Source organism: Mycetocola sp. 2940, assembly GCF_040548835.1.
Classification (GTDB): domain Bacteria; phylum Actinomycetota; class Actinomycetes; order Actinomycetales; family Microbacteriaceae; genus Mycetocola_A.
In genome coordinates this window covers 118,320-144,663 of record NZ_JBEPSK010000003.1, presented here as the reverse complement: position 1 = coordinate 144,663, position 26,344 = coordinate 118,320, and the positions used below count along the sequence as shown (strand labels likewise).

General features: G+C 69.4%; 26 protein-coding genes. 14 read left to right on the top strand and 12 right to left on the bottom strand.

From position 1 onward, the window contains the following. The first annotated feature begins 59 nt into the window (after positions 1 to 59). Positions 60 to 1,187, top strand: a complete 1,128-nt coding sequence (locus tag ABIE24_RS05475) for a peptidoglycan DD-metalloendopeptidase family protein (RefSeq protein ID WP_354497568.1) — start codon at positions 60 to 62, stop codon at positions 1,185 to 1,187. Between the two features lie 84 nt (positions 1,188 to 1,271). On the opposite strand, the gene ABIE24_RS05470 is transcribed toward ABIE24_RS05475, so the two are convergent. From ABIE24_RS05470 to ABIE24_RS05455, 4 genes are all read right to left on the bottom strand, one after another. Beyond that, positions 1,272 to 2,555, bottom strand: a complete 1,284-nt coding sequence (locus ABIE24_RS05470) for a coiled-coil domain-containing protein (protein ID WP_354497566.1) — start codon at positions 2,553 to 2,555, stop codon at positions 1,272 to 1,274. Positions 2,556 to 2,608: 53 nt separating this feature from the next. Beyond that, a complete protein-coding gene (locus ABIE24_RS05465) occupies positions 2,609 to 3,313 on the bottom strand; it encodes an HAD hydrolase-like protein (protein ID WP_354497564.1) in 705 nt (234 codons plus the stop codon). A 61-nt stretch (positions 3,314 to 3,374) separates the two neighbouring features. Then, positions 3,375 to 4,070 carry an endonuclease NucS gene (gene nucS / locus ABIE24_RS05460; RefSeq protein WP_354497562.1) on the bottom strand — a complete coding sequence of 232 codons (696 nt, stop codon included), beginning with the start codon at positions 4,068 to 4,070 and terminating at the stop codon, positions 3,375 to 3,377. A 206-nt stretch (positions 4,071 to 4,276) separates the two neighbouring features. Further along, positions 4,277 to 5,512 (bottom strand): MFS transporter, encoded by a 1,236-nt coding sequence (locus ABIE24_RS05455; protein WP_354497560.1) that lies wholly within the window; start codon positions 5,510 to 5,512, stop codon positions 4,277 to 4,279. A 132-nt stretch (positions 5,513 to 5,644) separates the two neighbouring features. Here ABIE24_RS05455 and ABIE24_RS05450 point away from each other — a divergent pair, with 132 nt between their 5' ends. Continuing rightward, entirely contained in the window at positions 5,645 to 6,718 is a 1,074-nt protein-coding gene (locus ABIE24_RS05450; RefSeq protein ID WP_354497558.1) for a LacI family DNA-binding transcriptional regulator, read from the top strand. 9 nt (positions 6,719 to 6,727) lie between these two features. Here the strand turns inward: ABIE24_RS05450 and ABIE24_RS05445 are convergent, their stop codons facing one another. Further along, a complete protein-coding gene (locus ABIE24_RS05445) occupies positions 6,728 to 7,822 on the bottom strand; it encodes an FUSC family protein (protein ID WP_354497557.1) in 1,095 nt (364 codons plus the stop codon). Between the two features lie 304 nt (positions 7,823 to 8,126). On the opposite strand from ABIE24_RS05445, the gene ABIE24_RS05440 reads away from it, so the two are divergent. From ABIE24_RS05440 to ABIE24_RS05405, 8 genes are read left to right on the top strand one after another with little or no spacing between them, the layout of a single operon-like run. Further along, positions 8,127 to 9,254: a polyprenyl synthetase family protein gene (locus ABIE24_RS05440; RefSeq protein WP_354497555.1), complete on the top strand. Its 1,128-nt coding sequence runs from the start codon at positions 8,127 to 8,129 to the stop codon at positions 9,252 to 9,254. Positions 9,255 to 9,282: 28 nt separating this feature from the next. Further along, positions 9,283 to 10,500, top strand: a complete 1,218-nt coding sequence (locus ABIE24_RS05435) for an inositol-3-phosphate synthase (RefSeq protein WP_354497553.1) — start codon at positions 9,283 to 9,285, stop codon at positions 10,498 to 10,500. Further along, the gene (locus ABIE24_RS05430; RefSeq protein ID WP_354497552.1) at positions 10,497 to 11,399 is read left to right on the top strand and encodes an SCO3242 family prenyltransferase; all 903 of its coding nucleotides are present in this window, start codon (positions 10,497 to 10,499) and stop codon (positions 11,397 to 11,399) included. The genes ABIE24_RS05435 and ABIE24_RS05430 overlap by 4 nt, the downstream gene beginning before the upstream one ends. Beyond that, the gene (locus tag ABIE24_RS05425; RefSeq protein WP_354497550.1) at positions 11,396 to 12,283 is read left to right on the top strand and encodes a sugar phosphate isomerase/epimerase family protein; all 888 of its coding nucleotides are present in this window, start codon (positions 11,396 to 11,398) and stop codon (positions 12,281 to 12,283) included. Before ABIE24_RS05430 ends, ABIE24_RS05425 begins: the two co-directional genes overlap by 4 nt. Next, positions 12,280 to 12,888 carry an EboA domain-containing protein gene (locus ABIE24_RS05420; RefSeq protein ID WP_354497548.1) on the top strand — a complete coding sequence of 203 codons (609 nt, stop codon included), beginning with the start codon at positions 12,280 to 12,282 and terminating at the stop codon, positions 12,886 to 12,888. The genes ABIE24_RS05425 and ABIE24_RS05420 overlap by 4 nt, the downstream gene beginning before the upstream one ends. Before the next feature lie 2 nt (positions 12,889 to 12,890). Further along, complete coding sequence (locus tag ABIE24_RS05415; protein ID WP_354497547.1) at positions 12,891 to 13,769, top strand: TatD family hydrolase; 879 nt, start codon at positions 12,891 to 12,893, stop codon at positions 13,767 to 13,769. Beyond that, the gene (eboE, locus tag ABIE24_RS05410; protein WP_354497545.1) at positions 13,769 to 14,938 is read left to right on the top strand and encodes a metabolite traffic protein EboE; all 1,170 of its coding nucleotides are present in this window, start codon (positions 13,769 to 13,771) and stop codon (positions 14,936 to 14,938) included. Before ABIE24_RS05415 ends, eboE begins: the two co-directional genes overlap by 1 nt. Then, a complete protein-coding gene (locus tag ABIE24_RS05405) occupies positions 14,935 to 16,338 on the top strand; it encodes an alkaline phosphatase family protein (protein WP_354497543.1) in 1,404 nt (467 codons plus the stop codon). The genes eboE and ABIE24_RS05405 overlap by 4 nt, the downstream gene beginning before the upstream one ends. A gap of 23 nt (positions 16,339 to 16,361) precedes the next feature. On the opposite strand, the gene ABIE24_RS05400 is transcribed toward ABIE24_RS05405, so the two are convergent. The 7 genes from ABIE24_RS05400 to ABIE24_RS05370 form a co-directional block, all read right to left on the bottom strand. Beyond that, the gene (locus ABIE24_RS05400) at positions 16,362 to 16,931 is read right to left on the bottom strand and encodes a GNAT family N-acetyltransferase (protein WP_354497541.1); all 570 of its coding nucleotides are present in this window, start codon (positions 16,929 to 16,931) and stop codon (positions 16,362 to 16,364) included. 110 nt (positions 16,932 to 17,041) lie between these two features. After that, entirely contained in the window at positions 17,042 to 17,695 is a 654-nt protein-coding gene (locus ABIE24_RS05395) for a response regulator (RefSeq protein ID WP_354497539.1), read from the bottom strand. After that, positions 17,692 to 18,867 carry a sensor histidine kinase gene (locus ABIE24_RS05390; RefSeq protein ID WP_354497537.1) on the bottom strand — a complete coding sequence of 392 codons (1,176 nt, stop codon included), beginning with the start codon at positions 18,865 to 18,867 and terminating at the stop codon, positions 17,692 to 17,694. The genes ABIE24_RS05395 and ABIE24_RS05390 overlap by 4 nt, the downstream gene beginning before the upstream one ends. A 112-nt stretch (positions 18,868 to 18,979) precedes the next feature. After that, the gene (locus tag ABIE24_RS05385; protein ID WP_354497535.1) at positions 18,980 to 19,849 is read right to left on the bottom strand and encodes an ABC transporter permease; all 870 of its coding nucleotides are present in this window, start codon (positions 19,847 to 19,849) and stop codon (positions 18,980 to 18,982) included. Beyond that, complete coding sequence (locus ABIE24_RS05380) at positions 19,842 to 20,744, bottom strand: ABC transporter ATP-binding protein (RefSeq protein WP_354497534.1); 903 nt, start codon at positions 20,742 to 20,744, stop codon at positions 19,842 to 19,844. Before ABIE24_RS05380 ends, ABIE24_RS05385 begins: the two co-directional genes overlap by 8 nt. Positions 20,745 to 20,916: 172 nt before the next feature. Beyond that, positions 20,917 to 21,498, bottom strand: a complete 582-nt coding sequence (locus ABIE24_RS05375) for an RBBP9/YdeN family alpha/beta hydrolase (protein ID WP_354497532.1) — start codon at positions 21,496 to 21,498, stop codon at positions 20,917 to 20,919. A gap of 137 nt (positions 21,499 to 21,635) precedes the next feature. Next, positions 21,636 to 22,949 carry an MATE family efflux transporter gene (locus tag ABIE24_RS05370; protein WP_354497530.1) on the bottom strand — a complete coding sequence of 438 codons (1,314 nt, stop codon included), beginning with the start codon at positions 22,947 to 22,949 and terminating at the stop codon, positions 21,636 to 21,638. Between the two features lie 192 nt (positions 22,950 to 23,141). On the opposite strand from ABIE24_RS05370, the gene ABIE24_RS05365 reads away from it, so the two are divergent. The 4 genes from ABIE24_RS05365 to ABIE24_RS05350 are packed head-to-tail and all read left to right on the top strand — an operon-like array spanning position 23,142 to position 26,271. Further along, complete coding sequence (locus ABIE24_RS05365; protein ID WP_354497528.1) at positions 23,142 to 23,513, top strand: VOC family protein; 372 nt, start codon at positions 23,142 to 23,144, stop codon at positions 23,511 to 23,513. 32 nt (positions 23,514 to 23,545) lie between these two features. Next, a complete protein-coding gene (locus ABIE24_RS05360) occupies positions 23,546 to 24,502 on the top strand; it encodes an ABC transporter ATP-binding protein (RefSeq protein ID WP_354497526.1) in 957 nt (318 codons plus the stop codon). Next, positions 24,499 to 26,118, top strand: coding sequence for an ABC transporter permease (locus tag ABIE24_RS05355; protein WP_354497525.1), 1,620 nt, complete (start codon positions 24,499 to 24,501; stop codon positions 26,116 to 26,118). Before ABIE24_RS05360 ends, ABIE24_RS05355 begins: the two co-directional genes overlap by 4 nt. Before the next feature lie 12 nt (positions 26,119 to 26,130). Further along, on the top strand, positions 26,131 to 26,271 hold the full coding sequence (locus ABIE24_RS05350; protein ID WP_354497523.1) for a heme-binding protein: 141 nt from the start codon (positions 26,131 to 26,133) through the stop codon (positions 26,269 to 26,271). The last annotated feature ends 73 nt before the right edge of the window (positions 26,272 to 26,344 follow it).

Sequence of the window (26,344 nt, the reverse complement as noted above, 5' to 3'; positions counted from 1 at the left end):
AGTGCTCCGAGACACGGATGCCGCGCGGCCTATCGCAGGAACGCCCGGAGATATCTTTGATGAGTAACGAGACCAGCCGCGAGACCGACAACGATACGGGCAGCGACTCCACCCTCGACTCGACGACCGCGCTCCCTACCCGCAGGAGCCTGCGCGCCGCTGCGCGTTCGGCTGCGTCAGTTCCTGCTGCGCAGGACGCAGACGTCGCACCCGTCGAGCAGGCTCCGTCCGAGACCGCCGAACCGACTGAGGCAGCCAAGCCGGTGCTGATGGTCGACGCGCAGGGCCCCACCCCGCCCGCACTTCCGACCATGGCGCCCTCGGCTTCCGCACCGTCCCGCGCTCGCCTGGCCGCCCGTGTCGCTGCCACCCCGCCGCCGGCATCCGCGCGGACTGCGCCGACGCAGTCGCGCTGGAAGTCCATCCGGTCGCTCCTGGTCGTCGCGATCGCCGTGCCCGCCATCTTCGGCACGGTCGCCCTACCAGCCTACGCGTTCACCTCGGAGGAGACGGCCGCGATCGCCCCCATCCACGACACCGGCGCCCAGTCGCTCACCGTGCCGAACTGGACGCGTCCGGTGCTCGCGCGTGACGGCTACTCGGCCACCACCGCCGAAGAACTTGCTGCGGCTGCAGCGGCCAAGGCCGCAGCGGAGGCAGCCGCCGCGGCAGCTGCTGCGGCAGCCCAGCTCGCGGCCAGTCGCGCCAGCGACGCCGGCGGCTACTACAACGCCAATGACACCGACCTCTCCGCCTTCGTCGGCGGCGGCGGCTCCTGGATCCGTCCCGTCCCCGGCGGAATTTCGTCGCCATACGGTCCGCGCGGCCTGATCTGCAACTCTGCCGGCTGTTCCAACTCCTTCCACGACGGCACCGACTTCAGCGGCGCCTGCGGCACCCCGATCAAGGCAGTCTCCGCCGGCCGGGTGACCTTCATCGGTTCCGCCGGCGCATACGGTCAGCGCGTCATCGTCGACCACGGCGGCGGAGTCGAGTCGATCTACGGACACGTCCAGAGCGGTTCGTTCAAGGTCTCGGTCGGCCAGCTCGTCGAAGCCGGCACGGTCGTCGCGAGCATCGGTGCGACGGGCGTCGTCAGCGGCTGCCACCTCGACCTCAAGATCCGTCTCGGCGGATCGTTCACCAACCCGGTCCCGTTCATGGCGGGCAAGGGCGTCAACCTCTAAGAGGCCCCATGCATCTGAAGGCCCCGGCTTGCGCTGGGGCCTTCAGTCGTTCCGGGACCTGAGCGGCGGCCGGCCTCGAACTCGTTAGTCCTTGTGTGGCGCCGTCCGGGGCCCGGCGTCGTAGCGCGCGAGGGCGTCGGCATCCTGGGCCAGCCGGGACACACGTCGGGCGATGTCGAGCGCGTCGACGGGATCGTCCGCTGCTTCGGCCAGGGCGAGCTGGCGCTCCGCCTCGGCGAGGCGGGTGCGAGCGTCCGGTCCCACCTGGGAGCGGTTCGCGGCGATGAAGGTCGATGCGACGCCGAGGTGGCTGCGTGCGGAGAACAGCGCACCGCGGAGCGCTTCTCGGGCAGAATCGAGGCGCTGCGTGCGGCTTCGGGCGCTCGACAGCGCGGTGTCGAGGCGCAACTCGGCCTCGCGGAGCAGGTCGAGCCGGGCAAGCGGGTCAGGCAGGGTCGAGCGGTCACTCGCTCGAGTGAGAGCCCCGGACGCGAGAACGATTCCGGTCGAGATCTCGGCGACGGCTTCGGGAACCTCGGCGGCGTCGCGCCGGCGCCACGCGTCCTCCACGGAGTTCCGGATGCGATCGATGGACGCGGTCAGCTCGATGCTCGCTGAGTCGAGTCCGGATGCCGTGCGCGTCACGCCGTCGAGCGCGTGCCGTGCGGTGAGGAGGTGCTGTGACGCGTCGTCGAGGTAATCCGCCGACGTCTCGCGGGCCGACACCCGCAGTTGCGCCTGCGCGAGGGTCGCGCGCGCCTGCGTGAGGGCGTCGCGGGCGCGCGTCGGAGCATCCGCCACCGACGCGAACGTCGACGGGGCGTAGCGGGAGGCGAGGCGCACGAGGGTCGACTCGATCTCGGGCAGCTGGCCCTCGGTTTCCGTGATCGCGTCGCGGAGTTCGGCGAGCCGGTCGGGCGCGTTGCGTTCGAGTGCGCGACGGGCGTCGAGCCGGTCGGTCTGTTCCCGGATCCGACGGTCGATCTCGGTGCAGAGCTCGAGAATGCGCTCACTCCAGCGGCGCCGCTGCGACTCACTGTCGGGAACGTCGTCACCGAGCTGCTGGTGCAGGTGAAATGCCTCACGCAACTGTTCGCGCGCGGATGCCACGGTGCGGGCGAAGTCCTTCGCGGCGGCCTCCCCGAATTCAGCGGCCGCGAACGCCACCTCGTCCTCGGCGGACCGGACCAGGTCGTCAGTGCGCACGAGGGTGACGCCGGCCTGCTGCTGGAGCGCGGCGAGTGCGTCCTGGTGCGCGATGCCGAGCCGGCGGCGCCTGCCTGCAGTGAGCCGCACGGCAACGGCCACGGCGAGACCCGTCGTGCCGAAGACGATCAGGGACGGCACCCACCACAGTCCGTCAGTCATGGATCGAGCCTAGGCGGCGGCGGTGAGAGGATGCCGAGAGCGGCGCGGGCGAATCAGCCCAGCAGGAGCTTGGCGAGTTGGTCCGTCGAGTGCACGACGGCCATGGCGTGGGTGGCCTCGGCGGGCGAGCCGTAGCCCCACTCGACCATGATGGTCGGGATGCCGTGGACGGCAGCGCCTTCGACGTCGTGGTGGCGGTCACCGACGAGCACGAGATGGCTGGTGTCGATGTCCTTCTCCGCGAGCCGGACGAGCGCCTCGGCGACGACATCCGCTTTCGCACTCCGCGTCTCGTCCTCCGAGGCGCCGCAGATCACCGTGAAGAAGTCGGTCAATCCGAAGTGACCGAGCACGGCGTGAATCTGGGATTCCGGCTTGCTGCTGGCGATCGCGGTCGGGATGCCGCTGGCCGCGACCTGCTTGATCAGCCCCGCCATACCCGGGTAGACGGCAGAACCGCTCCACGGGCCGTCCTCATCGGAAATGCCGCGGTACACGAGCAGTGCCTCAAGGGCCTCGGTCGGCGTCATTCCTGCCCGGAGTTCGAGAGACTCGAGCATCGGCGGCCCCACCCAGTGCAGCAGTTCGTCGTCTGACGGAACGGGCAGGCCGAGCGCGGCGAACATCTTCGCCAGCCGCGCGACGATGCCGGGTGCGGAGTCCGTGATGGTGCCGTCAAGGTCGAACAGGATGGTGGACCAGGTGCGGGGAACAGCTAAAGAGCCGGTGCCCGTGAGTTCGGGAGATGAGATAGACATGAGGACTCCATAGTAAGCAGTTTCGCGATTGAAACGACATTTCCCGCGAACGGGAGATACATCAGAACAGTCGGCCGTCAGCGTTGTCAAGGCCTCGCATTGTGTCGTAATCGAGCACCAAACATCGGATGCCACGGTCCTCGGCCAGCGTTCGCGCCTGTGGCTTGATCTCCTGTGCTGCGAATACACCCCGAACTGGGGCGAGGTGCGGATCGCGGTTCATCAGCTCGAGGTAGCGGGTGAGCTGCTCGACCCCGTCGATGTCGCCCCGGCGTTTCAGTTCAACCGCTATGGACGCGCCCGAGGAGTCGCGCGCGAGGATGTCCACCGGGCCGATGGCCGTCATGTATTCGCGCCGCACCAGGGTGTGGCCGTCGCCGAGGAGGTCGATCTGCTCGGCGAGGAGCTTCTGCAGGTGGGCTTCGACGCCATCCTTCTGCAGCCCGGGGTCGACCCCGAACTCGTGGGCGGTGTCGGAGAACACCTCGTACACCGAGACGATCAGCTGGTCGCCGGTCTTGGCGTGCGTGACCTTCCAGAGCTGCGTGATGCCGGCATCCGCCTGGTCCTTCTCGGGCTCGACGACGCTCAGCGTGCACGGCGGGCTCATCCAGTTGAGCGGTTTGTAACTGCCGCCGTCTGAGTGCACGAGCAGGCTGCCGTCGCTCTTGAGCATGAGCAGCCGTGTCGCGAGCGGAAGGTGCGCCGAGAGCCGACCGGCATAGTCCACCGAACACTTCGCAATCACCAAACGCACTCGACGAGTGTAGCCCGGCGCGGGACGGCCCCCTGCCACGGGCTCGTGTGACGCGGATGTCGATTTCTGCTCGCGAGAATCGGCATCCGCGTCAGATAAGGCCTGGCCCCGATCCCGGCCCGGGCGAATCCGACTGCTGGGTCAGCGGGAAAGCTCCGCTTTCCGCTCTCTTGATTTCGGCTGTCGCGGCAAGCGTGCCGCGACGCTCAATCCGCTCGAGAGGAAAGCTCCGCTTTCCGCTCTCGCGCGGCAGGAGAGGCGAGCCCCGAAAGCACCACGAGGACGAGCACCACGTACAACGCATTGAGCAGGCCGATGGCGTCGCCGAGCAGCCCGATCAGCGGCGGACCCACGAGGAACGCCAGGTAGCCGATCATCGCGACCGCACTCACCCTGGCGGCAGCGTTCTTGCCCTCGGCGGCCGCCGACATGCCGAGCGGAAAGCCGAGCGCGCTGCCCAGGCCCCAGAGCACCGTGCCGAGGACGATGACCCACAGGTTCGGCCCGAGGATGAAGACGAGCAATCCGACGATCGCCGATGCCGCGGACACCTGCAGCACGAGCACCCGACCGAAGCGGTCGATGAGGGGACCGCCCGCCACCCGACCGACGGTCATGGCAGAGACGAAGATCCCGAACACGATGGCGCCGGTCGTCGCCGACTGGCCGTGACCCTCGACGACGGCAAGCGCCAGCCAGTCGTTGGCGCTGCCCTCGGCGAACGCCATGCCGAGCATGATCACGCCGATGAGGAGGAGGCGCAGGTCGGCCCAGACCGAGAGGTTGGCGCGCAGCCGTGTTTTCCAGTCGGCTTTGTGCGAATGGGTCGGGGTGTCGTCGCCGAGTTCGTCGCGTACCGGCACGAATCGCACCGCGGTGACGACGGCAAGTGCGATGAGCACGGCCATGCCCACCGCATGCCAGACGATCCCGATCTCCAGCGCGGATGCCGCGGCGCCGATTCCCGCGCCGATCACCGTTCCGAGGCTGAAGCACGCGTGCATCAGGGGCAGGACGGTCTTGCCCAGTTCGGACTCCGCGGCAGCGCCCTCGACGTTCATCATCACGTCGACGCTGCCGTTGCCGAAGCCGAACAGGGCCAGTCCCAGGAAGACCAGCACGGGCGAGAACACGACGCCCGCTCCGATGCCGATGAGCACGAGGCCGACGGCGACCAGGCTCAGGGCCAGAACCATGCCGGATCGCGCGCCCAGGCGGACCATCAGCCACGCGGATGCCATCAGGCCGAGGATCGACCCGGCGCTCATGCCGAGGATCAGGATGCCGACCGACCCGGTCGAGACGTCGAGGTTGGCCTTGATCTCCGGGAGTCGTGCTGCCCAGGTCGCGATGCTCAACCCGGAGAGGGTGAAGATCACGAAGATGGCGTTCCGCCAGGCGACGAGTTCGCGGTGGGGACGGAGTGCGGATTGTGTGGGCAAAAGGGGAACCATCAATTCGAGGGGAGACGGGCACGGATCGTGGTCGAATCGATTCGAGCCATTTCGGCCTAAACTATCCGAGACGACCTGCAACGGTCAAGATCGATCGACCGGAACGCGCCGAGGGAGTGTATGAAAAGCCAGTCTGTGGCATCCGCTGGCGGTCGACCGACACTCGCCGCCGTTGCGGCCCGCGCCGGCGTCTCCGCCTCGACGGCGTCGCTCGCCTTCAGCGGCCACGGCCCGGTGTCGGACGAGACACGGGCGAAGGTGCTGGCCGCTGCGGCTGAGCTCGGCTACGGCGGCCCGGATCCCCTCGCCCAGTCGCTTCGCCGGGGCCGGAGCGGGATCATCGGCGCCGTCATCCCGGCACGGATCGGCGTGTCCTTCCGTGACCCGGTGCTCATCCAGACCCTCGACGGCCTGGCGGAGGAGATCAGCGCGATCGGAGCCGGGCTGCTGCTGCTGCCCGACCACGATCCCGGCAGCGGCTACGTGAGCGTCACGGATGCCCCTGTCGACGCGGTCGTGCTCGTCGGCTGCAACGCCGATGCGCTGGCAACGCTCGAGGCGCTGAGGCGTCGCAACATCCCGATCGTCCAGATCGAGGGGCCGGCCGACGCCGACGTGCACACGATCAGTGTCGACAACCGCGGCGGCGTGAGGCTGCTGGCCGAACACCTCCGGGATCTCGGGCACACCCGGGTCGCGCTCGTCACCCTCGCCATCGACCGGGATCGCACGGTCGGCCCGCTCACGCCCGAACGCGAAGCGGGTGCCTCCGTCACGACGACCGTCGAGCGCATCGCCGGGGCTCGCAACGTTTTCCCGGGAGTCGGCGGCTGGATCGCCGAAGGCAGCAGGAGTGACGCCGGCCGGGAAGCGGCCCTTGCCCTGCTCGACGTGCCGCAGGCCGACCGTCCGACCGCGATCCTCGCCCAGAGCGATCTCCTCGCTGCCGGGGTGCTCGCTGCGGCCGACGAGCTCGGCCTTCGTGTGCCGGAGGATCTCAGCGTCGTCGGCTTCGACGGCATCCGGGTGGATGGCCTCGAGCGATCGCTCACCACCGTGTGGCAGCCGTCGCAAGGCAAGGGAGCGGCGGCGGGTCGCGCCATCGTCGAGCTGCTCGCCGGGCGTTCTCCCGCCCCTGTGAGCTTCGACGTGCAGTTCCAGCCCGGAGACACGACAGGCCCGGCGCCGGCCTGAGCGGGATGGCTAGGCGTTCGCCGTCGTCGACGAGCCCTGCATGATGGCGAGGATGCGGCGAAGGTCCATGGCGACGGATGCCGTGGGGCTGAGCGCGGAGGGATCCACGTCGCGTTGCTGGTCGAGTCGTTCGAGCAGGGTGCGCAGTGCGTCGTCAGCGGCATCGACCCCCTCGCTGAGGTCCTCGTCGGCGTTTCGCAGCGTGAGCACGTCGGCCACGGCGTGGATGGTGTCGCTCAGCGGCTCACGCAGGTCCTGTGGAAGTTCGGCAGGGAACGGGCTTTCCCAGATGGCTGCGGCGAGGACCTGGGTGAGGTCGCGCACATGGAAGGTCATCGTTTCGAGGTCCGCGAGGTCCTCGTAGTCCTTCTCGAGATTGCGCTGGTGAAGCCTGGCCCTCGGGTTGAGCTTGCGGCTCTCATCAGCCTGCGTAACGGCCTCGCGCACGCGGTCGGCCGTCTCGGTGAGGGTGCCGCTGCGGCCGGCCCAGTCTTCGTGCACCGGCGGCCAGGTCTCGATGAGCGCCTTGCCGATGTCGTGCAGGTGGTCCGAGAGCAGCGACCGGAACCCAGCGAGCCGGAGGACCGCTGACGTCGTGTTCAGCGGGGGCAGAATGAGCAGGTTGACGCCGAGCCCCACGGCGATCCCGACGGCCATTTGCACGAGGTAGCCGACGGAGTAATCATCGGCGTCCTGGCCGCCGATGATCAGAACGAAGAGGGCGGCGACAGCCACATACTCCCCTCCAGCGGTGAGCCAGCGGCTCCCAGCGATGAGCACGCCGACCCCGACGACGAGGGAGATCGAGAACACGTTCGGTTCCCAGAAGATGATGATGGCGCCGGCAAGAAGGATGCCGATGGCGAGGGCCGCGAGAGTCTGGGCGCCGCGTTTCACCGAGGTCATCAGCGTGGGAGACACGCTGATGAGCGCACCGAGCGGCGCGTAATACGGATAGTCGTCGGCGACGCCGGGCACCAGGTGGGCGAGAAACCAGGCGAGGCCGACGGCGATGGCGGTCTTGGCGGCGAGAAGGAGACGCGGATGGGCGATCCAGGCCTTGACGCGTGTTCCGGCGATCGCCGCCGAGCGGGGGGTACTCATGGTTTCATCATCGCCCCTCAGCTCCTGATCCCGAAAAGGGCGATCGCGGGAGAGCCCACTCAGCGGGCCGCGTGGGACGCGGCCTCACCGGGCTGTCTGGCGCATCGAGTCCGATGCCTTATGGCCCTCGGGCTGGGGCGGGCGCCCCGGGGCGGCTGGTCCTAGGCTGAGCGTCAATACGTGAGGCAACATCAGATTACGGCCATGCCCCAGCCGTCGGGCCCCCTGTCGGTTTCAACTCACGCGTGCACGACGCCCGACTTTCAGTCGCGCGCCAGCCAACATCGACGAGGAGCACAGAGAGTTGCGAATTACTTCTGTCCGGAGCCCGAACGGGTCCCGGACTCCTGAGACGCCCGACGCCGGCGGGGTCGCACGACTCGAGTCCGAGATCAAGGTTTTCGCCGAGAGCGCACCGCGTCAGACGTCCCAACGGTGGCAGGGGGTTCGCGAACGATGTGCGGACGGCGGGCCGGCGCTGACGGAACTGATCGATGCGGCGGAGGCCTCGGACGGCGGCAAGTACCTGCGTCCGCAGCTCGTGGCCGCCGCGTTTCTCGGACTGGGCGGGAACGACCCGCACCTGCTCGGTGAAGTGGCCGGCGCCATGCAGCTGCTCCACGTGGGCCTGTGCATCCACGACGACATCATCGACGGCGACCGCATGCGACACGGACGAGCCAACCTGATCGCCCGGGTCGCGGAAGCGGGGCGGACAGCCGGGCTCTCGGCCGCGGACGCCGACAGGCAGGCGACAGCCGCAGGCATGCTCGCAGGCGACCTGACCTTGAACGCCGCGCTCCTGGCCCTGCTGACGGTTTCCGCCCCCGGTGACGTGCGACTGCGACTGGCGACCGAGACGGCATCCGCCCTCGAGCGCACGATTGCCGGCGAGCTGATCGACGTGCGATCCGAAGTCACTCCGCCCGAACAGGCCGAGCCGCTCCGTATCGCCGAACTCAAAACAGCGTGCTACAGCGTTGCACTGCCCCTGCGTCTCGGCGCGATCGCGGCCGGCGTCACATCGGAGTCGGTTCTGGACCGGCTGCACAGCATCGGAATTGCGCTCGGCATCGCCTACCAGCTTGTCGACGATGACCTCGGATTGTTCGGCTCGGCCGCGCGCACCGGCAAGTCGGTTCTCTCCGACGTGCAACGGGGCAAACGCACCGAGCACATTCGCGAAGCGTACTCCCGGTCGGACGCGTCCGACCGGGAGGTGCTGGACCGGCTGCTCGGCTTCGCAGAAGCGACCGAGGACGACGTCTCCGCCGTGCGCGAGATCGTTTCCCGGACGGGCGCGCGCGACGCTGTGCTCCGTACGGTCGACGAACACCTCGAACGCGGCATCCTTCTCGCTCAGGCCTGCCCCGCTGCACTCGCAGGGCATCTGACGCGGCTTGCCCGCGGCATGCGGGAGCGGACCCGATGAATTCACCGATACCACCTGGAGGAACGACATGACCCTGATCGCCAACCCCGCACTGCCTGAGACGACGGAGAACGCCGACTGGTCGAGAGGGCGCGTCGGTATCTGGCTGATCGGCGCGCGCGGATCGGTCGGCGCCACCGTGGCCGTCGGGCTGCACGCGGTGGCGACGGGGGTCGCTCCACCCACGGGCTGCGCGACGGCCGCGGAGGACTTCGCGTCGGTGCCCCTGCCCCGCTTCGCCGAGCTCGTGCTCGGCGGACACGACGTGAGCACGGTCAGCCTCACCGATCGCGCGGCCCGGCTCACCGAGGGCGGCATGATCCCACCGCGCTACGTCGCGGCGGTTCGCGACGAGCTGGCGAGCACAGACGCGGAGATCCGCCCCGGTTATGACCCGACCGCTCACGCCGGCGCCCAGATCGACGTGGTAGAACGCCTCGCCGCCGACATCGTCTCGTTCCGCGAGCGCCATGCCCTCGGCCGCGTCGTCGTCATCGACGTCTCGTCGACGGAACCGCTCCCGGCCGACCGCGACGAGTACCACGACCCCGACCTTCTTGCGGCCGCACTGGCCGACCCGACGAAGGCCGTGTTGCCGCCGAGTGCCGTCGCGGCGCTTGCGGCGATCGAATCGGGGAGCGCCTATGCCTGCTTCACGCCGTCGGCCGGCATGAGTCTCCCCGTGCTCCACGACCTCGCGGAGAAAGCAGGAATCCCCTTCGCCGGACAGGACGGCAAGACAGGCGAAACTCTTCTGCGCACCGTTCTCGGCCCCATGTTCAACGCGCGCGGCATGCGCGTGCTGTCGTGGGCGGGAACGAACCTCCTCGGCGGCGGCGACGGTGCGACCCTCGCGGACCCCGAGGCCGTACGGAGCAAACTGGCATCGAAGACCCGCGGACTCAAGAGCCTCGTCGGCGATCACATCGTCGCTCCCCTCCACATCGACAACGTGCCGGACCTCGGCGACATCAAGACGGCCTGGGACCACGTCCATGCCGAGGGATTCCTCTCCTCGCGCATCACGTTGCAGACCACGTGGAGCGCCTACGACTCGATGCTCGCCGCACCTCTCGTTCTGGACCTCGCGCGCCTGCTGGCGCTGGCGAGTGCCACAGGGCAGGCTGGCGCGATCGCCGAACTGGGGTTCTTCTTCAAGGACCCCTGGGGCAGCGAGGTTCACGACTTCGCCCAGCAGACGACGGAGCTGCACGAATGGGCGCGGTCGATGGCGGCCGTGTTGTGAGCGCCCTTTCCACGGTGCTCGAGCTGGTGCGCGCGCCAGCCGCTCTCACGGTTCTCGGCGACACGATGGCGGGGGCGCACGCCGCCGCGTTGCCGTTCGGACCCCGCCGCTGGCTGTTGCCCGTCGCATCCGTTTTTCTCTACAGCGGCGGGATGGCCCTGAACGACTACGCCGACAGGACCCTGGATGCCGTCGAGCGGCCGGAGCGGCCCATCCCGTCCGGGCGCATCTCGCCGCGGCAGGCTCTCGCGGTGGCGTGCGGTTGCCTGGCCGCAGGTCTCGGCCTCGCCGCAGCGGGCGGGGGCCCGCGGGCGTTGGCTGTGGCCACGCCCCTGGCCGGGGCGATCTGCCTGTATAACCTCGCGGCGAAGTCGACTCCAGCCGGGCCGATCTCGATGGCGGCCTGCCGTGGGCTCGACGTCCTGATGGGCGCGGGAGGCGCCCGCGCCGCGCTGCCGGCTGCCGGCGTGATCGCGCTCCACACCGTCGGCCTCACCGCCCAGTCCCGCGGTGAGGTCCATGGCGGCACACCGGCGGCCGCCAGGAGGAGTATCGCCGTCACGGCGGCGACCGCGTTGGGCGCTGCGCTCGGTGGCGTCGTCAGCCCCGCAACCGGCGGGGGACGTGCCGACACCCGCACCGTCCTGGCCGGACTGGGCGGCGCGACGGGAGCAGTCGCGTACCTCGCCGAAGCGCTGCCGAGTCAGATGAAGGTCCTCGCGGAACCGTCTGCGGCCAATGTGCGCACGGCCACGCGCTCAGGCATCGGTGCCATGATCCCGTTGCAGGCGGCTCTGGTCGCCCGCACGGGTGCTCTCGCTCCTGCTGCGGCCCTCGCGGTCCTCGACCAGGTCCGTCGTGCGCTGTCGGCGCGGCGCGCAGCGGGTGACCTGACGTGACGGTGGCGCCACTGGCCACCGGCCAGCGCCTAGGTCCGCTGCCCGAAGCCAGCTTCACCCTCGGCTACGGCACCAACGGTTTCGCCGACCACACCCTCGACGACGTCATCCAGGTACTCGAGTCGAGCGGATATGGGGCGCTGGCCCTGACTCTCGGCCACCCGCACCTGGATCCGTTAGCCGAGGACGCGCTGGAGGCGGCGGCCCGATTGCGGCGGCGTCTCGACGAACTCGACTGGCGCGTGGTGGTCGAGACAGGCAGCCGCTACCTGCTCGACCCGTTCCTCAAGCACCGGCCCACCCTCGTCGATCTCGCCGCCGAACCGCGGATGCGATTCCTCCGCCGGGCGATCGACATCGCAGCGGTTCTGCGTGCCGACTGCGTCTCGCTGTGGTCCGGCGTGCTGCCGGAGGATGTCGCACCCGCGGAAGGGTGGCTCCTGCTCCGGGAGCGAATGCTCCGCCTCGTCGAGTACGCCGAGGCATCCGGCGTCGTGCTCGGGTTCGAACCCGAACCCGGCATGCTCGTCGAGACCGTCGCCGACGCCCTGCGCCTGCGCCAGGAACTCGGCTCGCCACGGTCGTTCGGCATCACGGTCGACCTCGGCCACTGCGTTGCGGTCGAACCGGGAGGCGTCGTCGACGCCCTGCGGTCCGCAGGAAGCCTGCTCGTCAATGTGCAGGTCGACGACATGCTGCCGGGGGTGCACGAGCACCTCGAACTGGGCCTCGGCCGACTGGACCTGACCGCAGCACTGAACACACTGCACGACATCGGATATCGGGGCATCGCGGCCGTGGAACTGCCGCGACACTCGCATGACGCGCCGGGCGTTGCCGCCCGAAGCATGCGGGAGCTCCACCGGGCATGGGAGGCACGATGACGAACACCTGGGTCGAGGACGGAGTCCGGGAGGTGGAGGCCGATCCCGGGCGGATCGCGGGTCTCTTCCCTGCAGCCGGGCGGGCCGTAGGGCGGGAACCGATCAAGCCGGATTCAGACCCACTCGGACTCGTGCACGGTACCGTCGACGACCGCGCCCGGGAACGCCTGGTGCAGGCACTGCTGGCCGCCGTTCCGCCGCACGATGCGGCACGGATGCTCCGCGAGCTGTACCGATTCGGCGATGACGCGGAACGACGCGGAGTGCTCAGGGGCCTCAACGCCGCGATGACCCCCGCGGAGCCCGTGATCGCGACGGGACTGGACCTCGTCGCCGATGCGCTCCGCACGAACGACCCGCGGCTGGTCGCTGCGGCCCTTGGCGCTTTCAGCGGCAGGTACATCGACCAGTACGGCTGGCGCCACGGCGTGCTCAAGGCGGTCTTCATGGGCGTCCCGCTGACAGCGGTGTCCGACGTCGACCGACGCGGCGACGCCGAGCTCGCCCGCATGGCCTCCGCCCTCATCGCTGAGCGGCGAGCGGCGGGTCGTTCCATCAGCACCGACATTGCGCGGCTCGCCGCCACAACCCAGCCAGGAGGCTAACAGTGCGAATCTTCGATCCCCACATCCACATGAGCTCGCGCACGACCGACGACTACACAGCGATGTACGGGGCAGGTGTCCGGGCCGTTGTGGAACCCGCGTTCTGGCTGGGCCAGCCACGCACGAGTGTCGGCAGTTTCACCGACTACTTCGACGCGCTCATCGGCTGGGAGCGATTCCGCGCAGCCCAGTACGGCATCCGGCATCACTGCACGATCGCCCTCAACCCGAAAGAAGCCAACGACCCCCGGTGCCGCGAGGTTCTCGAGGTTCTGCCCCGCTATCTCGCCAAGGATGGCGTGGTTGCGGTTGGCGAGGTCGGCTACGACTCGATGACTCCTGAGGAAGACGAGGTGTTCGCCGCGCAGCTCGCCATGGCCAGGACGTTCGCGCTGCCGGCGATGGTGCACACCCCGCACCGGGACAAAGCCGCTGGAACAGCCCGAACACTCGACGTCGTGCGTGAATCGGGACTCGCCCCTGGCATGGTCGTGGTCGATCACCTCAACGAGACGACGGTCGGCGCCGTGGCCGACAGCGGCTGCTGGATGGGATTCTCGATCTACCCCGACACGAAGATGGACGAGCAGCGCCTCGTCGCGATTCTGCGCGAGTACGGAACGGAGCGCGTGCTCGTGAACTCGGCAGCCGATTGGGGGCACTCCGACCCGCTCAAGACCCACAAGGCCGGACTGGCCATGCTCGACGCCGGATTCACCGAACACGATGTCGATGTCGTGCTCTGGCAGAACCCGGTGTTCTTCTTCGGCCAGAGCGGTCGCCTGCACCTCGACCCGGTGCCGGGGTTCGCGGCAGCCGAACCACCGCTCGCGGGCGTGACCTTCGAGGGCAATTCCGTACTGCGAGGAGCGAGGATCTGATGGAGCTTTCCTACTGCACGAACGTGCACCCGGCCGAGGATCTCGCCGGCGTACTCGAGCAACTCGATGCCTTCGCCGGGCCGGCACGGCGGGCGGCAGGGCTCCCTGAGCTGGGCGTCGGCCTGTGGTTGCCCGCCGACCTCGCACGGCAACTCGCGGAGAGCAGGGAGGACAGGGAGTTGCTGCGGGAGCGTCTCGAAGCCAACGCGCTCGTGCTCCGCACGATCAACGCATTCCCCTATGCCGCGTTCCACGCCGACGTCGTGAAGCTCGACGTCTACCTTCCCGACTGGACGGACCCGCGTCGGGCCGCGTACACGCTCGACTGCGCCGACGTCCTCGCCGCGCTCCTGCCGGAGGGTGCCGACGGCAGCATCTCGACCCTCCCGCTCGGCTGGCGTGAGCCGTGGACCGCGGACGCGGACAGCCGGGCATCAGCCGCGCTGAAGTCGGTGTCAGATGGCCTCCGCGTCCTCCGCGAGGAGACAGGGCGTACGGTGCGGATCGCCATCGAGCCGGAGCCTGGCTGTGTGCTCGACACCGTGACCGATGTCGTCGAGTGGCTCGCCGCCCGCACCGGCGACGACGGCATCGACCCCGAGTTCGTCGGCATCTGCCTCGACACCTGTCACCTCGCGGTGTCGTTCGCCGACCCCGCGGCGGCGGTGCGCCTGATCGCCGACGCGGGACTCCGGGTGGTGAAGGTGCAGGCGTCGGCCGCGCTGCACGTCGCCGATCCCGCGGACCCAGCGAGCCGTGATGCGGTGGCGGCGTTCGTCGAACAGCGTTACCTGCACCAGACGCGCGAGCTGTCTGCCGACGGAAACGTTCTCGCCGTCGACGACCTGCCGGAGGCCCTCGACGGACTTCCGGCTCGCGGGCCGTGGCGGGTGCACTTCCATGTGCCTCTCCACCTCGCGCCGCGGGCGCCGTTGACCGCCACCACCGAGGTGCTCAGGGCGGCGCTCGATGCGGTCAGGAGCATTCCCCATGGGGATGAGGCGCACCTCGACGTCGAAACCTACACGTGGAGTGTGTTGCCCGACGGTGTCGACGACCTGGTCGCAGGCATCGCCGGCGAGGTTCGGTGGGCCGCTACCGAGCTGCTCGGGCTCGCCGTCGCCCCTCCCGGGACATCCGTCCCCGGAATGGCGGGCGTGCCGTCATGACATCGGTACTCCTCCTCGACGTTGTCGGGCTGACCACGCGCGCTCTCGCGTGCATGCCGCGGCTCAGCGCCCTGGCCGCCTCCGGGGCCCAAGCCCGGCTGGTCACCGTTCTCCCGGCCGTGACCTGCAGCGTCCAGTCGACGATCCTCACCGGCCTGTCCCCGGCCAGGCATGGGATCGTCGGGAACGGCTGGTATTTTCGCGACGTGGGCGAGGTGCACCTCTGGCGCCAGCACAACGCCCTCGTGCAGGGCGAGAAGGTGTGGGAGACGGCGCGGCGGGCTCGCGCCGACTTCACTGCCGCGAACATCGGCTGGTGGTACGCGATGGGCGCGACAACGGACATCACCGTCACGCCCCGCCCGATCTACCACGCCGACGGGCGCAAGTCGCCGGACTGCTACGTGCGCCCGGCCGCCCTGCACGACGAGCTGACGGGCGCCCTCGGCGAGTTTCCCCTCTTCCAGTACTGGGGCCCGACGGCTTCGTTGCGGTCGAGTCAGTGGATCGTCGATGCCACGCGCAAGATCATGCGTGAGGAGCGGTCGGACCTCGTGATGGCCTACCTGCCCCACCTCGACTACGACCTCCAGCGCTTCGGTCCGGACTCGCCCGAGGCCGATCGCGCGGCCGCCGAACTCGATACCGCGCTGGCCCCGCTGCTGGATGACGCGCTGGCCGCCGGCGTCACCGTCCTCGCGCTCGCGGAGTACGGGATCGCGCCGGCCACGCAGCCGGTCGACATCAACCGGGTGCTCCGTGCCGAGGGGTTGCTGGAGGTGTACACCCAGGCCGGGCTCGAGCAACTCGACCCGTGGACCTCGCGTGCTTTCGCCGTGGCCGACCACCAGGTCGCCCATGTCTATGTCGCCGACCCCCGCGACGTTCCCCGGGTGCGGGATCTTCTGCGGCACGTGCCCGGCGTCGACGAGGTGCTCGACCGCGAAGCCCAGGCGAGATACGGCCTCGACCACGAGCGATCCGGAGAACTCGTGGCGATCGCGCAACCGGGGGCATGGTTCACCTATTACTACTGGCTCGACGACGACAGGGCACCTGAGTTCGCCCGGGGCGTGGACATCCACCGCAAGCCCGGGTACGACCCCGCTGAACTGTTCTTCGACCCCGCGGACAGGCTCGCGAAGGCGAAGGCAGGGGTGGGGCTCCTGCGCAAGAAGGCGGGGCTGCGCTACGCGATGAACGTCGTCCCGCTGGATCCGTCATGGGTGCGCGGCACACACGGGCGACTGCCGAACTCGAACGCCGATACGCCGCTGCTGCTCTGCTCGGATGCCGGGCTGGCGTTCTGGGACTCGGCATCCGAAACGGTGCCAGCCGCGAGTGTTCGCGACCTCATTCTGCAGGCAGCGGGAGTAGGGCAGGCGGTGACCGGGCGGTGAACGTCGTGCGGCGCCGCACGTTACTACGCTGGGATCGCTGACCACTCGCGCTCGAGGATGGCGTAGATGCCGGTGTCCTCCCAGCGGCCCTTGATGAACATGTCCTCGACGAAGTGCGCCTCTTCGCGCATGCCCAGTCGCAGGCAGAGGCGAACGGATGCCGTGTTCTCCGGCGTGAGGGACGCGATGATCCGGTGCGCGCCCATCGTCTCGAAGCCGAGCGCGAGGAGCGCCCGTGCCGATTCGGCGGCGTACCCCTGCCCCGCGACATCCGGGTGGAAGACCCAGCCGATCTCGAGGGTCGAGTACTCGGCGTTGTCGACGGTGAAGTACATCTGACCGATCACGCGGTCGTCGCACCGGCGCTCGACGGCGAGCTGCAGGTAATCACCGTTCTCCTCGAGCCGGGTGCGCTGGGCATCCTCCGCGATCCGTGTGGCGACCGTCGCGCGGTCGCGCGGTTCATAGAGGAGGTACTGGCAGACATCCGCCCGCGACTGCCACGAGTGGATCGCGTCGGTGTCGGCATCCGTTTCGAGGCGGAGGACCAGACGTTCGGTCTCGATCGGCTCGCGGAACTCGAGTGGGTGCATGCCTCATGCTAGCGAGGTGGCCGCAAGCAACGAGATACCATCAAGCACCGAAACGCCGCGTTCTGAGCAGGTTTTGGTGCGTTTCTGGCTTCTCGCGAGCGGCGTCGACGTCAGAGCAGGCCGAGTTCGAGCGCGAGGGTGACGGCGCGGGTGCGGTCAGAAACACCGAGTTTTTCGAACACGTGCAGCAGGTGCGTCTTCACCGTCGCCTCGCTGATGAACAGGCGTCCGGCGATGGCGGGGTTGCTGTTGCCCGCCGCGACCAGGCGGAGCACGTCGAGTTCCCGTGCGCTGAGCTTCGGGCGCGGAGGGGACGCCTCCTGGCGCATCCGCGCGACGAGCTTCGCCGCGATCGCGGGTGCGAGAACGGTCTGTCCGCCCACGACGCTCCGCACTCCGGCGAGGATCTCCTCCTGCGGCGCGGCCTTGAGCAGGTAGCCGCTGGCGCCGGCTTCGATCGCACCGAGGATGTGGTCGTCGGTCTCGTAGGTGGTGAGGATGAGCACGCGGGTGCCTGGCACTGATTCGATGATGAGCGCGGTCGCCGCCGCGCCGTCGATCTCGGGCCCGTCCGCCACCGGCATCCGGAGGTCCATGAGCACGAGATCCGGCCGGTGCTCCTGGGCGAGGGCAACCGCCTCCGCCCCGCTCGCCGCCTCGGCGACCACGTCGATGTCGTCGGCGAGGGCGAGCAGGGCGGCGATCCCTGAGCGCACGATGGGGTGGTCGTCGGCGACGATCACCCGGATGGGTCGAACGGTCACGATGCTGTGTCCTTCACGAGGGGGATGTCGACGGTGAGCTCCGTGCCTGAGCCGCTTGTGGCATCCGCCACGGTCAGCGATCCGCCGACCAGGCCCACCCGGTCGCGCATGCCGCTGAGGCCGAACCCGTGTTCGTCGCCGGGCTGGAATCCGCCCAGCCCGCGGCCGTTGTCCGCGACCCGCAGGCGAACGCTCGTGTCGGATTGGGTGATGGTGACGGATGCCGCGCGCGCGTTCGCGTGCTTGCGCACGTTGGCGAGTCCCTCCTGCACGCACCGCAGCAGCACGACCTCGACGTCGCGGGGCAGTTCGGTGGGCGACGCTTCGGTCGTCACGGTGACGCCGGTCTCGCGGGTGAAGCGCTCGCCGAGTCGGGCGAGGGTGTCGGCGAGCGAGGCGTCGCGCTGCGGGAGACCGGCATTGGCGGCGACGAGCGAGCGGGCTTCGCTGAGGGCTTCGCGGGCGGTCGACTCGATCATCTCGAGGGTGGAGTCCGCGGTCGGCTGTTCGAGCCGTGCGCGCTGCGCGAGCATGACGACGCTCGTGAGGCTCTGGGCGATCGTGTCGTGGATTTCGCGGGCGATGCGTTCCCGCTCGGCGGTGGCACCGGCATCCCGGCTCAGCGCCGCAAGCTCGCCCTGGGCGGCCTGCAGGTCGTCGAGCAGGCGCTGGCGTTCCTCGCCGTACTCGGCGATGTTCGTGATCCAGAGACCGAGGGCGAGGCTGAAGCCGAGCGAGAGGCCACCGATGAAGAGGCCCTGGAGAATCCCCGCCGCGCCCTCGTCGATGCCGATGATGAAGCCGACGGTGATCGTGACGGACGCACCGATGTTGGCGAGCACGGCCTGTTTCCTGGTGAGCGAGACCACCCAGAGCAGCGGGTAGACGATGACCTGCGCCGTGACGATGTTCGGTTGGAAGGCCGCGCCGACGGCGAGAATGAGGATGAGGCCCACCTGCAGGGCGATGCTCGGCGCCATCGACGTCGGGGGCGGCTCGCGGTCCCCAGCGCCGATGAGCCTGCGGCCGAAGGCGGCATAGAGGACGCCGATCAGGGCGAGGGCGATCCAGGCGGCCCACCGGTCGGGGCCGTCATCGGCGATCGCCACGGTCGTGCCGACGATCAGGAGGGTCGCCGTCACCGCGATATCCCACCACTTCGGATTGGTCACGAAACTACTCTCTCGTATTTCGGTCGGCGGTACTGGGCGAGATCACCCGAAGCGGACGAGGTCACCCGGTACGCCGGGTGTTCTCGTCCGCAACGGATGACCTGGGCAGCGATCAGCTGTCCTTGCGGATCCAGCGGAAGGTGAGCCGGCAGAGCACGAGCCCGACGACGCACCAGACGAGCAGGTTGACGGCGACCCAGCCGAGGTCCCACGTGCCGTTCTGCTCCAGGGCGGCGAAGCTCTCGGGCAGGAACACCGACCGCATCCCCTGCGCCAGCCACTTGAGCGGGAACAGGCTTGCGATGTTCTGCAGCCATTCCGGAAGCATCGTGAACATCAGGTAGACCCCGGAGATGAACTGCAGCACGAGCACGATGGGGATGACCACGGCCGTCGCACTCTTGCCCGTTCGCGGAACGGACGACAGCGCGATGCCGAGCACGGCCGAGGTGACGATGCCGAGCAGGTAGAGCCAGGCGAGCGTCAGCCACTTCTCGGGTTCGGTCGGCAGCTCAATGCCGAAGACCACGCTCGCGACCAGCAGGAGCAGCACGAGCTGGGCGAATGAGGTCACGAAGACCTGGCCCATCTTGCCCAGGAAGTAGCTCATCACCGGCAGGGGCGAGCCGCCCAGCCGTTTCAGCGTGCCGTCGCTCTTCTCCATGGCGATGTCGGTGGCGAGGTTTTGCACCCCGGAGAGCAGAATGCCTGCGGCGATCATCCCGGGCAGGAAGTAGGCGCCCTGGCTGATGCCACCGCTGCCGTCGGGGTTCGTGCCGACGTTGCCGCTCGTCGAGAACGCCGTGGCGAAGATCGAGAGCATGACGATCGGGAAGAGGAAGGTGAAGAAGACCTGGTCTCCCACCCGGAAGTAGACCCGGATCTCGTAGGCGATGCGTTTCAGGCCGAGGCGGATGCCGCGACCGCGTGAGAGGGCGGGGAGCCCGGTGGAGACGGGCCTGGTGAGTGTTTGCTCAGACATGTGCTGTTTCTCCTGGAATGAGCGCGGTGGACGGAACGCGGCTGGCCCCGACGAGGCCGAGGTAGATGTCCTCGAGGGTCGGCCGGAGGATCTCGAGGTCGCGCGGCTCACCGTCGGTGGCTGCGTGGAGGCGCGCGGCGAAGGCGGCGGGTTCGGATGTGCGTTTCTCGTGCAGCCCGGATTCGTCGCGCCAGCGGACGACCGGAGTCCTGGCATCCGCTCCGCCGATGGTGTCGACCGGTCCGATCTCGACGAGCCGGCCTGCCGCGATGACGGCGACTCGATCGGCGAGCTGGGCGGCTTCGTCGAGGTAGTGGGTGGTGAGCAGGATGGTCGTACCGTCGGCCTTGAGCGAGCGGATGAGCTGCCAGAACTGGCGGCGGGCCTCAGGGTCGAAACCGGTGGTCGGCTCGTCGAGGAAGAGCAGTTGTGGCCGGCCGATCACCCCGAGCGCGACGTCGACGCGACGGCGCTGGCCGCCGGAGAGCTTGCCGATGCGGGTCTTCGCCTTCTCGGTGAGCCCGACGGCCGCAATCACCTCGTCGACGTTCCGGGGGCGGTCGTAGTAGGCAGCGAACTGCTCGACCTGCTCGCGAACGGTGACGTGCGCTGCTTCGGCGCTCGACTGGAGCACGATGCCGAGCCGCGCCTTCCAGGCGAGGTCGGCCTTCTGCGGGTCGACGCCGAGCACGCGGACGGTTCCGCTCGTGCGGTCCCGGTACCCCTCGAGGATCTCGATGGTGGTCGACTTGCCGGCTCCGTTGGGGCCGAGGAGGGCAAAGGTCTCACCGCGACAGATGTCGAAGCTCACGTCGTCGACGGCGGCGAGGCTGCCGTAGCGCTTGCCGAGGTTTTCGACCTCGACGATGGGAGTGCTTGTAGCGTGCTGGTTCATGCTTCCAGCGTGCCCGCGTTGCGCATGCCCTGGTAGCGGTGATCCGGCTGAATCCGGCATCAACCGATCGGTGGATGCTGCGGCAGCGGATGCGACGGGTTCAGCCGCCCGCTGGCGTTTTTGCAGCGCGCGGGTGCGGGTTCACGCGCGCCCGGCAGAGCCACCCGCGCGGTCATCCCTCGTCGCGCACGACGTCCGGCGCCGCGAGCATCGCGTCGAGCACCGGCAGAAGCTCGGGGAGAGAGCGGCAGCCCTGCCGTTCCACGAAGTGACCGCCGCCCGGGATGATCGTCAGCGGGGCGTCCAGGCTCCGGGCCAGGGCCGCGGTGATCGGCGGCGCGACGGTGGTGTCGTCGTCCGACCCGAACACGTGCCGCCGAGGTGCGCCCGCGCGAATCGACGCGAAGTCGAGCGGTGCCGCCGTGAACGCGTCGAGTTTGCGGAGGTTCGGCAGCGGCTGGGCGAACCCGGCCACGAGGACGAGCCCGCGGAGCGACCACGGACCCGGCAGGGTATCGAGCAGCCGGAGCGTGGTGACCGACCCCAGGCTGTGGCCGATCAGGATCGTGTCGTCGTCGACCTCGCCGACGGCATCCCGCAGCGTCTCGAGCCACGGCCCGGGCTGGGGCCTGGTCGAGTTCGGCAGGGCAGGCACCTGCACGACGCCCTCATCGAACTGCCCGACGAGCCACGGGAACCAGTGCTTCTCGGGTGAGGCGAGGTAGCCATGCGCGACGACGATCCGGGGAGCCATAGCTCGAGTCTGCCAGCACCGTCTCCTCCTCCCGAACGCCCAACAGGATGCAGAGGGAGAATCCGGCCACTTCCTCCTGTTGGGGGTGCGCCAGGCCCGGTCCCTCCGGTCGGGCGGCGACGCACAAGCCGCAGACGTTAGGCGCCCGTGCGCATCCACGCCGTCGTGCGGGCCCGCAGCCCGAGCGTCACCGCGCGCGCGCCGAGGTACCCGATCGCGAACGCAGCGGTGAGCAGGGAGAGGCCCATGGCATCCGAGGGCGCTGCCATGAGAACCCACAGGGCCAGCGGCACGAACACCGCGACGTTCAGGATGCCCGTGAGCGCGAGATACCGCGCGTCACCGGCTCCGATCAGCACCCCGTCGAGCACGAAGACGAACCCGGCCAGCGGGGTGCTGATGCCGAGGATCACGAGGCTTGGCATCAGCAGCCGGGCCAGTTCCGGGTCGCCGGTGAACAGCAGCCCGGCGACGCCCGAGGTGGCGATCACGAGGAGGCCGAGCACGAGTCCTGCACCGACCCCCCACTGCAGGCACCGGGCGAGGATCGCGCGAACGAGGGTCGTGTCGGCGGCACCGAGGCCCTTGCCGATGAGCGCCTGCGCGGCGATCGCGAGCGCGTCGAGCGCGAAGGCGGTGAGGGTGAACAGGGTCATCACGATCTGGAACCCGGCCAGTTCCGCGGTGCCCAGGCTCGTCGCGACGAACGTGGCCAGGAGGATCGCGGCGCGCAGGCTCACCGTGCGCACGAACAGCCAGCCGCCCGAGAGTGCCGACCCTGAGATGCCCTCCCGGTGCGGCCGGACCGTCGCGCCCGTGCGGCGCGCGTGGCGCAGCACCACAGCGAGGTAGGCGATCACCATGCCCCACTGCGCGAGCACCGTGCCCAGGGCCGCCCCGGCGATGCCGAACTCGAGCTGATAGATGAGCACGAAGTTGAGCGCGATGTTCGCCGCGAATCCGGCCGTCGCGACAAGAAGCGGGGTGCGGGTGTCCTGCAGCCCGCGCAGCAGCCCCGTCGCCGCGAACACGAGGAGCATCGCCGGAAGCCCGGCCATCGAGATCGAGAGATAGATGGATGCCTGCTCCGTCACCTCCGGCGACGCCCCGAACGGTGCGACGAGGAGAGGTGTGGCGAACCAGCCGGAGACGCCGAGCACCAGGCCGAGGCCGAGCGCGAGCCACAACCCGTCGATGCCGACCGAGACCGCCCCGCGCTCGTCGCCGGCACCGAGCCGCCGGGCGACCGCCGGCGTCGTCGCGTAGGCGAGGAACACCATGAGCCCGATGATGGTCTGGATCACGACGCCCGCGATGCCGAGCCCGGCCAGCGGCGTGATGCCGAGGTGCCCCACCATGGCCGAATCGGCGAGCAGGAACAGCGGTTCGGCGATCAGCGCGCCGAGAGTGGGGACCGCGAGGCGCAGGATGTCGCGGTTCACGGTGGTCACCAGAGCGAGCCTATCCCCAGGGGCGTCTCACCTCGATCGATGTGCCACGTATTGCGCTCCCGCGGATCGGTGGACGACAGAGTTCGGCCACTCGAGAGCCAAAACAGCATTGTGTGGCGACTCGACTCGTGGCTGTGGCGACTCGATCCGAGGGCTTCCGCGCCGAACCCCGGCCCGGGTAGTCTCGCGGCCATGATCGGACAACTGCGGAGCGTCGTCATCGACTGCCCGAATCCCGACGAACTCGCCTCGTTCTACCAGGAGCTGCTCGGCATGGACCGCGTCTCCGACGAGGTCGACTGGGTCGCCATCTCCACCGGCCCGGGAACCGCCCGGGTCGCCTTCCAGCTCGTCGACCCGTACACCCCGCCACAGTGGCCCGGACAGCTCGTGCCCCAGCAGATGCACCTCGACGTGAGGGTCGACGACCTCGATGCCGCCGAGGAGCAGGTCCTCGCGCTCGGGGCGACGGATGCCGGCTACCGCGAAGCCGATTTCCGGGTCTATCTCGACCCCGCCGGGCATCCGTTCTGCCTCGTCGACGTGAGCCCTGCAACCCCTTAACAACGCCGAAGTACAGGCGTAATGTCCGCAGCATGAGTACGGTGATCTCAGCCCAGGACCTGCGGAAGTACTACGGCAGGACGCGAGCCCTCGACGGCCTCGACCTCACCGTGACGACGGGCGAGATCCACGGTTTCCTCGGCCCGAACGGCGCGGGCAAGTCGACGACGATCCGCATCCTCCTCGGCCTGGCCCGGGCCACCTCCGGCAGCGTGACGGTGCTCGACAGGAATCCCTGGACGGATGCCGTGGCACTCCACCGCAAAATCGCCTACGTCCCCGGCGGCGTCGCCCTCTGGCCCACCCTGACCGGTGGCGAGGCGATCGACCTGCTCAGCCGGCTCCGGGGCATCGACGACCCGGTGCAATACGCGGCGCGACGGGAGCACCTCACCGAGGCCTTCCAGTTCGATCCGAGCCGCAAGGGCCACACGTATTCGACCGGGAACCGCCAGAAGGTCGCCCTCATCGCCGCCCTGGCGACGCCGGCCAGCCTGTACCTGCTCGACGAACCCACCGCGGGGCTCGACCCCCTGATGGAAGCGGTCTTCCGCCGGGAACTCTCCGCCGTCGTGGCCGACGGAGCCACCGCTCTTCTCTCCAGCCACATCCTCAGCGAGGTCGAGCAGCTCTGTGACCGGGTCAGCATCATCCGCGCCGGCCGCATCGTCGAGACCGGCACACTTGCCGACCTGCGGCACCTCACCCGCACCGAGGTCGCCTTCTCCCTGGACGGCCTCGCCGAGGCCGACCTGCGTGACATCCCAGGCAGCCACGACCTCGTGATCGACGGACCGCGCGCGCGGTTCACCGCGGACAGCGACGAGCTCGTCGACGTGCTGCCGACCCTGGCACAGCTCCGGGTCCGCGGCCTCACCGTCACCCCGCCGTCGCTCGAGGAGCTGTTCCTCAGCCACTACGGCGACCTCTCGACCGATGTCGCCCGCCAGACGCGCCGCGCCGCGCGCCACAGCCGGGTCGGGCGATGACCACCCTCGCGATCCTCATCCGTCATCGGATCAGACGTGACAGGATCCAGATCCCGGTGTGGCTGGCGTCGATCGCGGCCCTTCTCCTGTTCTCGGCGCTCGCCCTCCAGGACACGTTCGGTGACGTGACCGAGCGGACGCTCCTCGTTCGACTCGCCTCGGCGAACCCGGCGATCATGTTCATCCGTGGCGTGCCGCAAGGCACAGGCGCCGCTGCGGTCCTGATCTTCACGGTCCTCGCCTTTCTCGGGGTGCTGGTCGGCCTCATGAACACGTTCCTGGCGGTCCGCCACCTGCGCGCCGAGGAGGAGAGCGGGCGGGCCGACCTCGTCGCGTCGACCCCCGCTGCCAGGGCGTTCCCGCCGCTGGCAACGCTCCTGTACGGCCTCCTCGTGAACGCCGTGCTGGCGGTCGCGGTCGCCGGATGCCTTCTTCTCGCCGGTCAGGACCCAGCCGGCTCGGTCGTCACGGGCCTGGCGCTCGCCGCCATCGGGGTCGTCTTCCTCACCGTCGGCGGTGTGGCATCCGAACTCATGCCGAGTGCCCGGGCAGCGAACGGCCTCGCCGTCGGAGCCGTCCTCTTCAGTTACCTGCTGCGCGGGATCGCGGATGCCTTCGGAACCGTGTCCGATGACGGGCTGAGCGTCGAGAGCTCCTGGCTGGCCTGGCTGTCACCGATCGGCTGGGCCCAGAAGACGCGGCCGTTCACCGAGGACACCCTTGCGCCGCTTCTGCTGAGCCTCGCTGCCGCGGGCGTGTTCGTGGGCGTCGCGGTGCTCATCATGGCGCGCAGGGACACCGGCGCCAGCGTCCTGGCGACCAATTCGGGCCGGACGACGGCCCTGCCGACCCTCGCCGGCCCGTTCGGGCTGGCCTGGCGGTTGCAGTGGCCCTCGACTGTCGCATGGTGCGTCGGGGCAGCCGCATTCGGGGTCTTCGGTGGATCGCTCGGAACGGCAGTGGCGACATCCGACCTGGGAAACAGCCCGATCGCCGACCAACTTGCCCGGCTCTCGCGGGGCGGCGACACCCTGACCGAAGCCTTCATCTCGGTCATCTTCACGATCATCGGCGTGGTCGCGGCCGGCTGCGCCATCCAGGCCATCGTCCGGATGCGGCAGGAGGAGTCGCACGTCGGCGGGGAGCTCGTTCTGGCAACACCGGTGTCGCGGGACCACTGGGCAGGGTCGTACATCGGAATCGGGGCCATCGCGGTCGTGCTCGTCCTCGCGACCGGCGCGACGGCATCCGTTCTCGCGGCCCTCACGGTCGGGGCGCCGGAGGAGAGCATCGAGGACTCGGTGGTGGCGGCCTTCGCCCAGCTTCCGGCGGCCTTGCTCTTCCTCGCGGTCGTGGCGCTCGTCTGGTCGGTCGTGCCGCGGCTCACCGCCGGGCTCGGCTGGGGACTGCTGGTGCTCTCGGTCTTTCTCGGCATCTTCGGTGCCCTCGTCGGGCTGCCGGACTGGACGGCTGAGCTCTCTCCGTTCAGCCACAGCCCCGTGCCGTCCGGCGCGGACACCGACTGGAGCGGGGGGATCGTGATGGCGGGGCTGGCGCTACTGGCCGGCGGCGCAGCATTCATCCTGTTCCGGCGCAGGGATGTGGAGTCCACCTGACGACACGGCGGGTTGCAATTCGGGCCGGGTCTGATCTTTGCGGGTGGCATCCCTCTCACGCGCGAGGGCCAGGTGGTCGGCGCGATCGGTGTCAGCGGAGGCTCGGGCGACCAGGACCACTCGGTCGCCGAGGCGGGGGCTGCTGCGCTCTAGACGCCGGACCCACTCGCCCTGCGGCGGATGCTGCAGGGCGAGTCGAGAATTGACCGCCCGGAACCGCCCGCAG

Excerpts from the sequence above, each read along its gene's own strand:
- ABIE24_RS05465 (WP_354497564.1), bottom strand. The coding sequence starts at position 3,313 with ATGTCTATCTCATCTCCCGAACTCACGGGCACCGGCTCTTTAGCTGTT.
- ABIE24_RS05470 (WP_354497566.1), bottom strand. The coding sequence starts at position 2,555 with ATGACTGACGGACTGTGGTGGGTGCCGTCCCTGATCGTCTTCGGCACG.
- ABIE24_RS05445 (WP_354497557.1), bottom strand. The coding sequence starts at position 7,822 with ATGAGTACCCCCCGCTCGGCGGCGATCGCCGGAACACGCGTCAAGGCC.
- ABIE24_RS05405 (WP_354497543.1), top strand. The coding sequence starts at position 14,935 with ATGACATCGGTACTCCTCCTCGACGTTGTCGGGCTGACCACGCGCGCT.
- ABIE24_RS05355 (WP_354497525.1), top strand. The coding sequence starts at position 24,499 with ATGACCACCCTCGCGATCCTCATCCGTCATCGGATCAGACGTGACAGG.
- ABIE24_RS05375 (WP_354497532.1), bottom strand. The coding sequence starts at position 21,498 with ATGGCTCCCCGGATCGTCGTCGCGCATGGCTACCTCGCCTCACCCGAG.
- ABIE24_RS05360 (WP_354497526.1), top strand. The coding sequence starts at position 23,546 with ATGAGTACGGTGATCTCAGCCCAGGACCTGCGGAAGTACTACGGCAGG.
- ABIE24_RS05420 (WP_354497548.1), top strand. The coding sequence starts at position 12,280 with ATGACGAACACCTGGGTCGAGGACGGAGTCCGGGAGGTGGAGGCCGAT.
- ABIE24_RS05450 (WP_354497558.1), top strand. The coding sequence starts at position 5,645 with ATGAAAAGCCAGTCTGTGGCATCCGCTGGCGGTCGACCGACACTCGCC.
- ABIE24_RS05380 (WP_354497534.1), bottom strand. The coding sequence starts at position 20,744 with ATGAACCAGCACGCTACAAGCACTCCCATCGTCGAGGTCGAAAACCTC.
- ABIE24_RS05365 (WP_354497528.1), top strand. The coding sequence starts at position 23,142 with ATGATCGGACAACTGCGGAGCGTCGTCATCGACTGCCCGAATCCCGAC.
- ABIE24_RS05435 (WP_354497553.1), top strand. The coding sequence starts at position 9,283 with ATGACCCTGATCGCCAACCCCGCACTGCCTGAGACGACGGAGAACGCC.
- eboE (WP_354497545.1), top strand. The coding sequence starts at position 13,769 with ATGGAGCTTTCCTACTGCACGAACGTGCACCCGGCCGAGGATCTCGCC.
- ABIE24_RS05400 (WP_354497541.1), bottom strand. The coding sequence starts at position 16,931 with ATGCACCCACTCGAGTTCCGCGAGCCGATCGAGACCGAACGTCTGGTC.
- ABIE24_RS05385 (WP_354497535.1), bottom strand. The coding sequence starts at position 19,849 with ATGTCTGAGCAAACACTCACCAGGCCCGTCTCCACCGGGCTCCCCGCC.
- ABIE24_RS05475 (WP_354497568.1), top strand. The coding sequence starts at position 60 with ATGAGTAACGAGACCAGCCGCGAGACCGACAACGATACGGGCAGCGAC.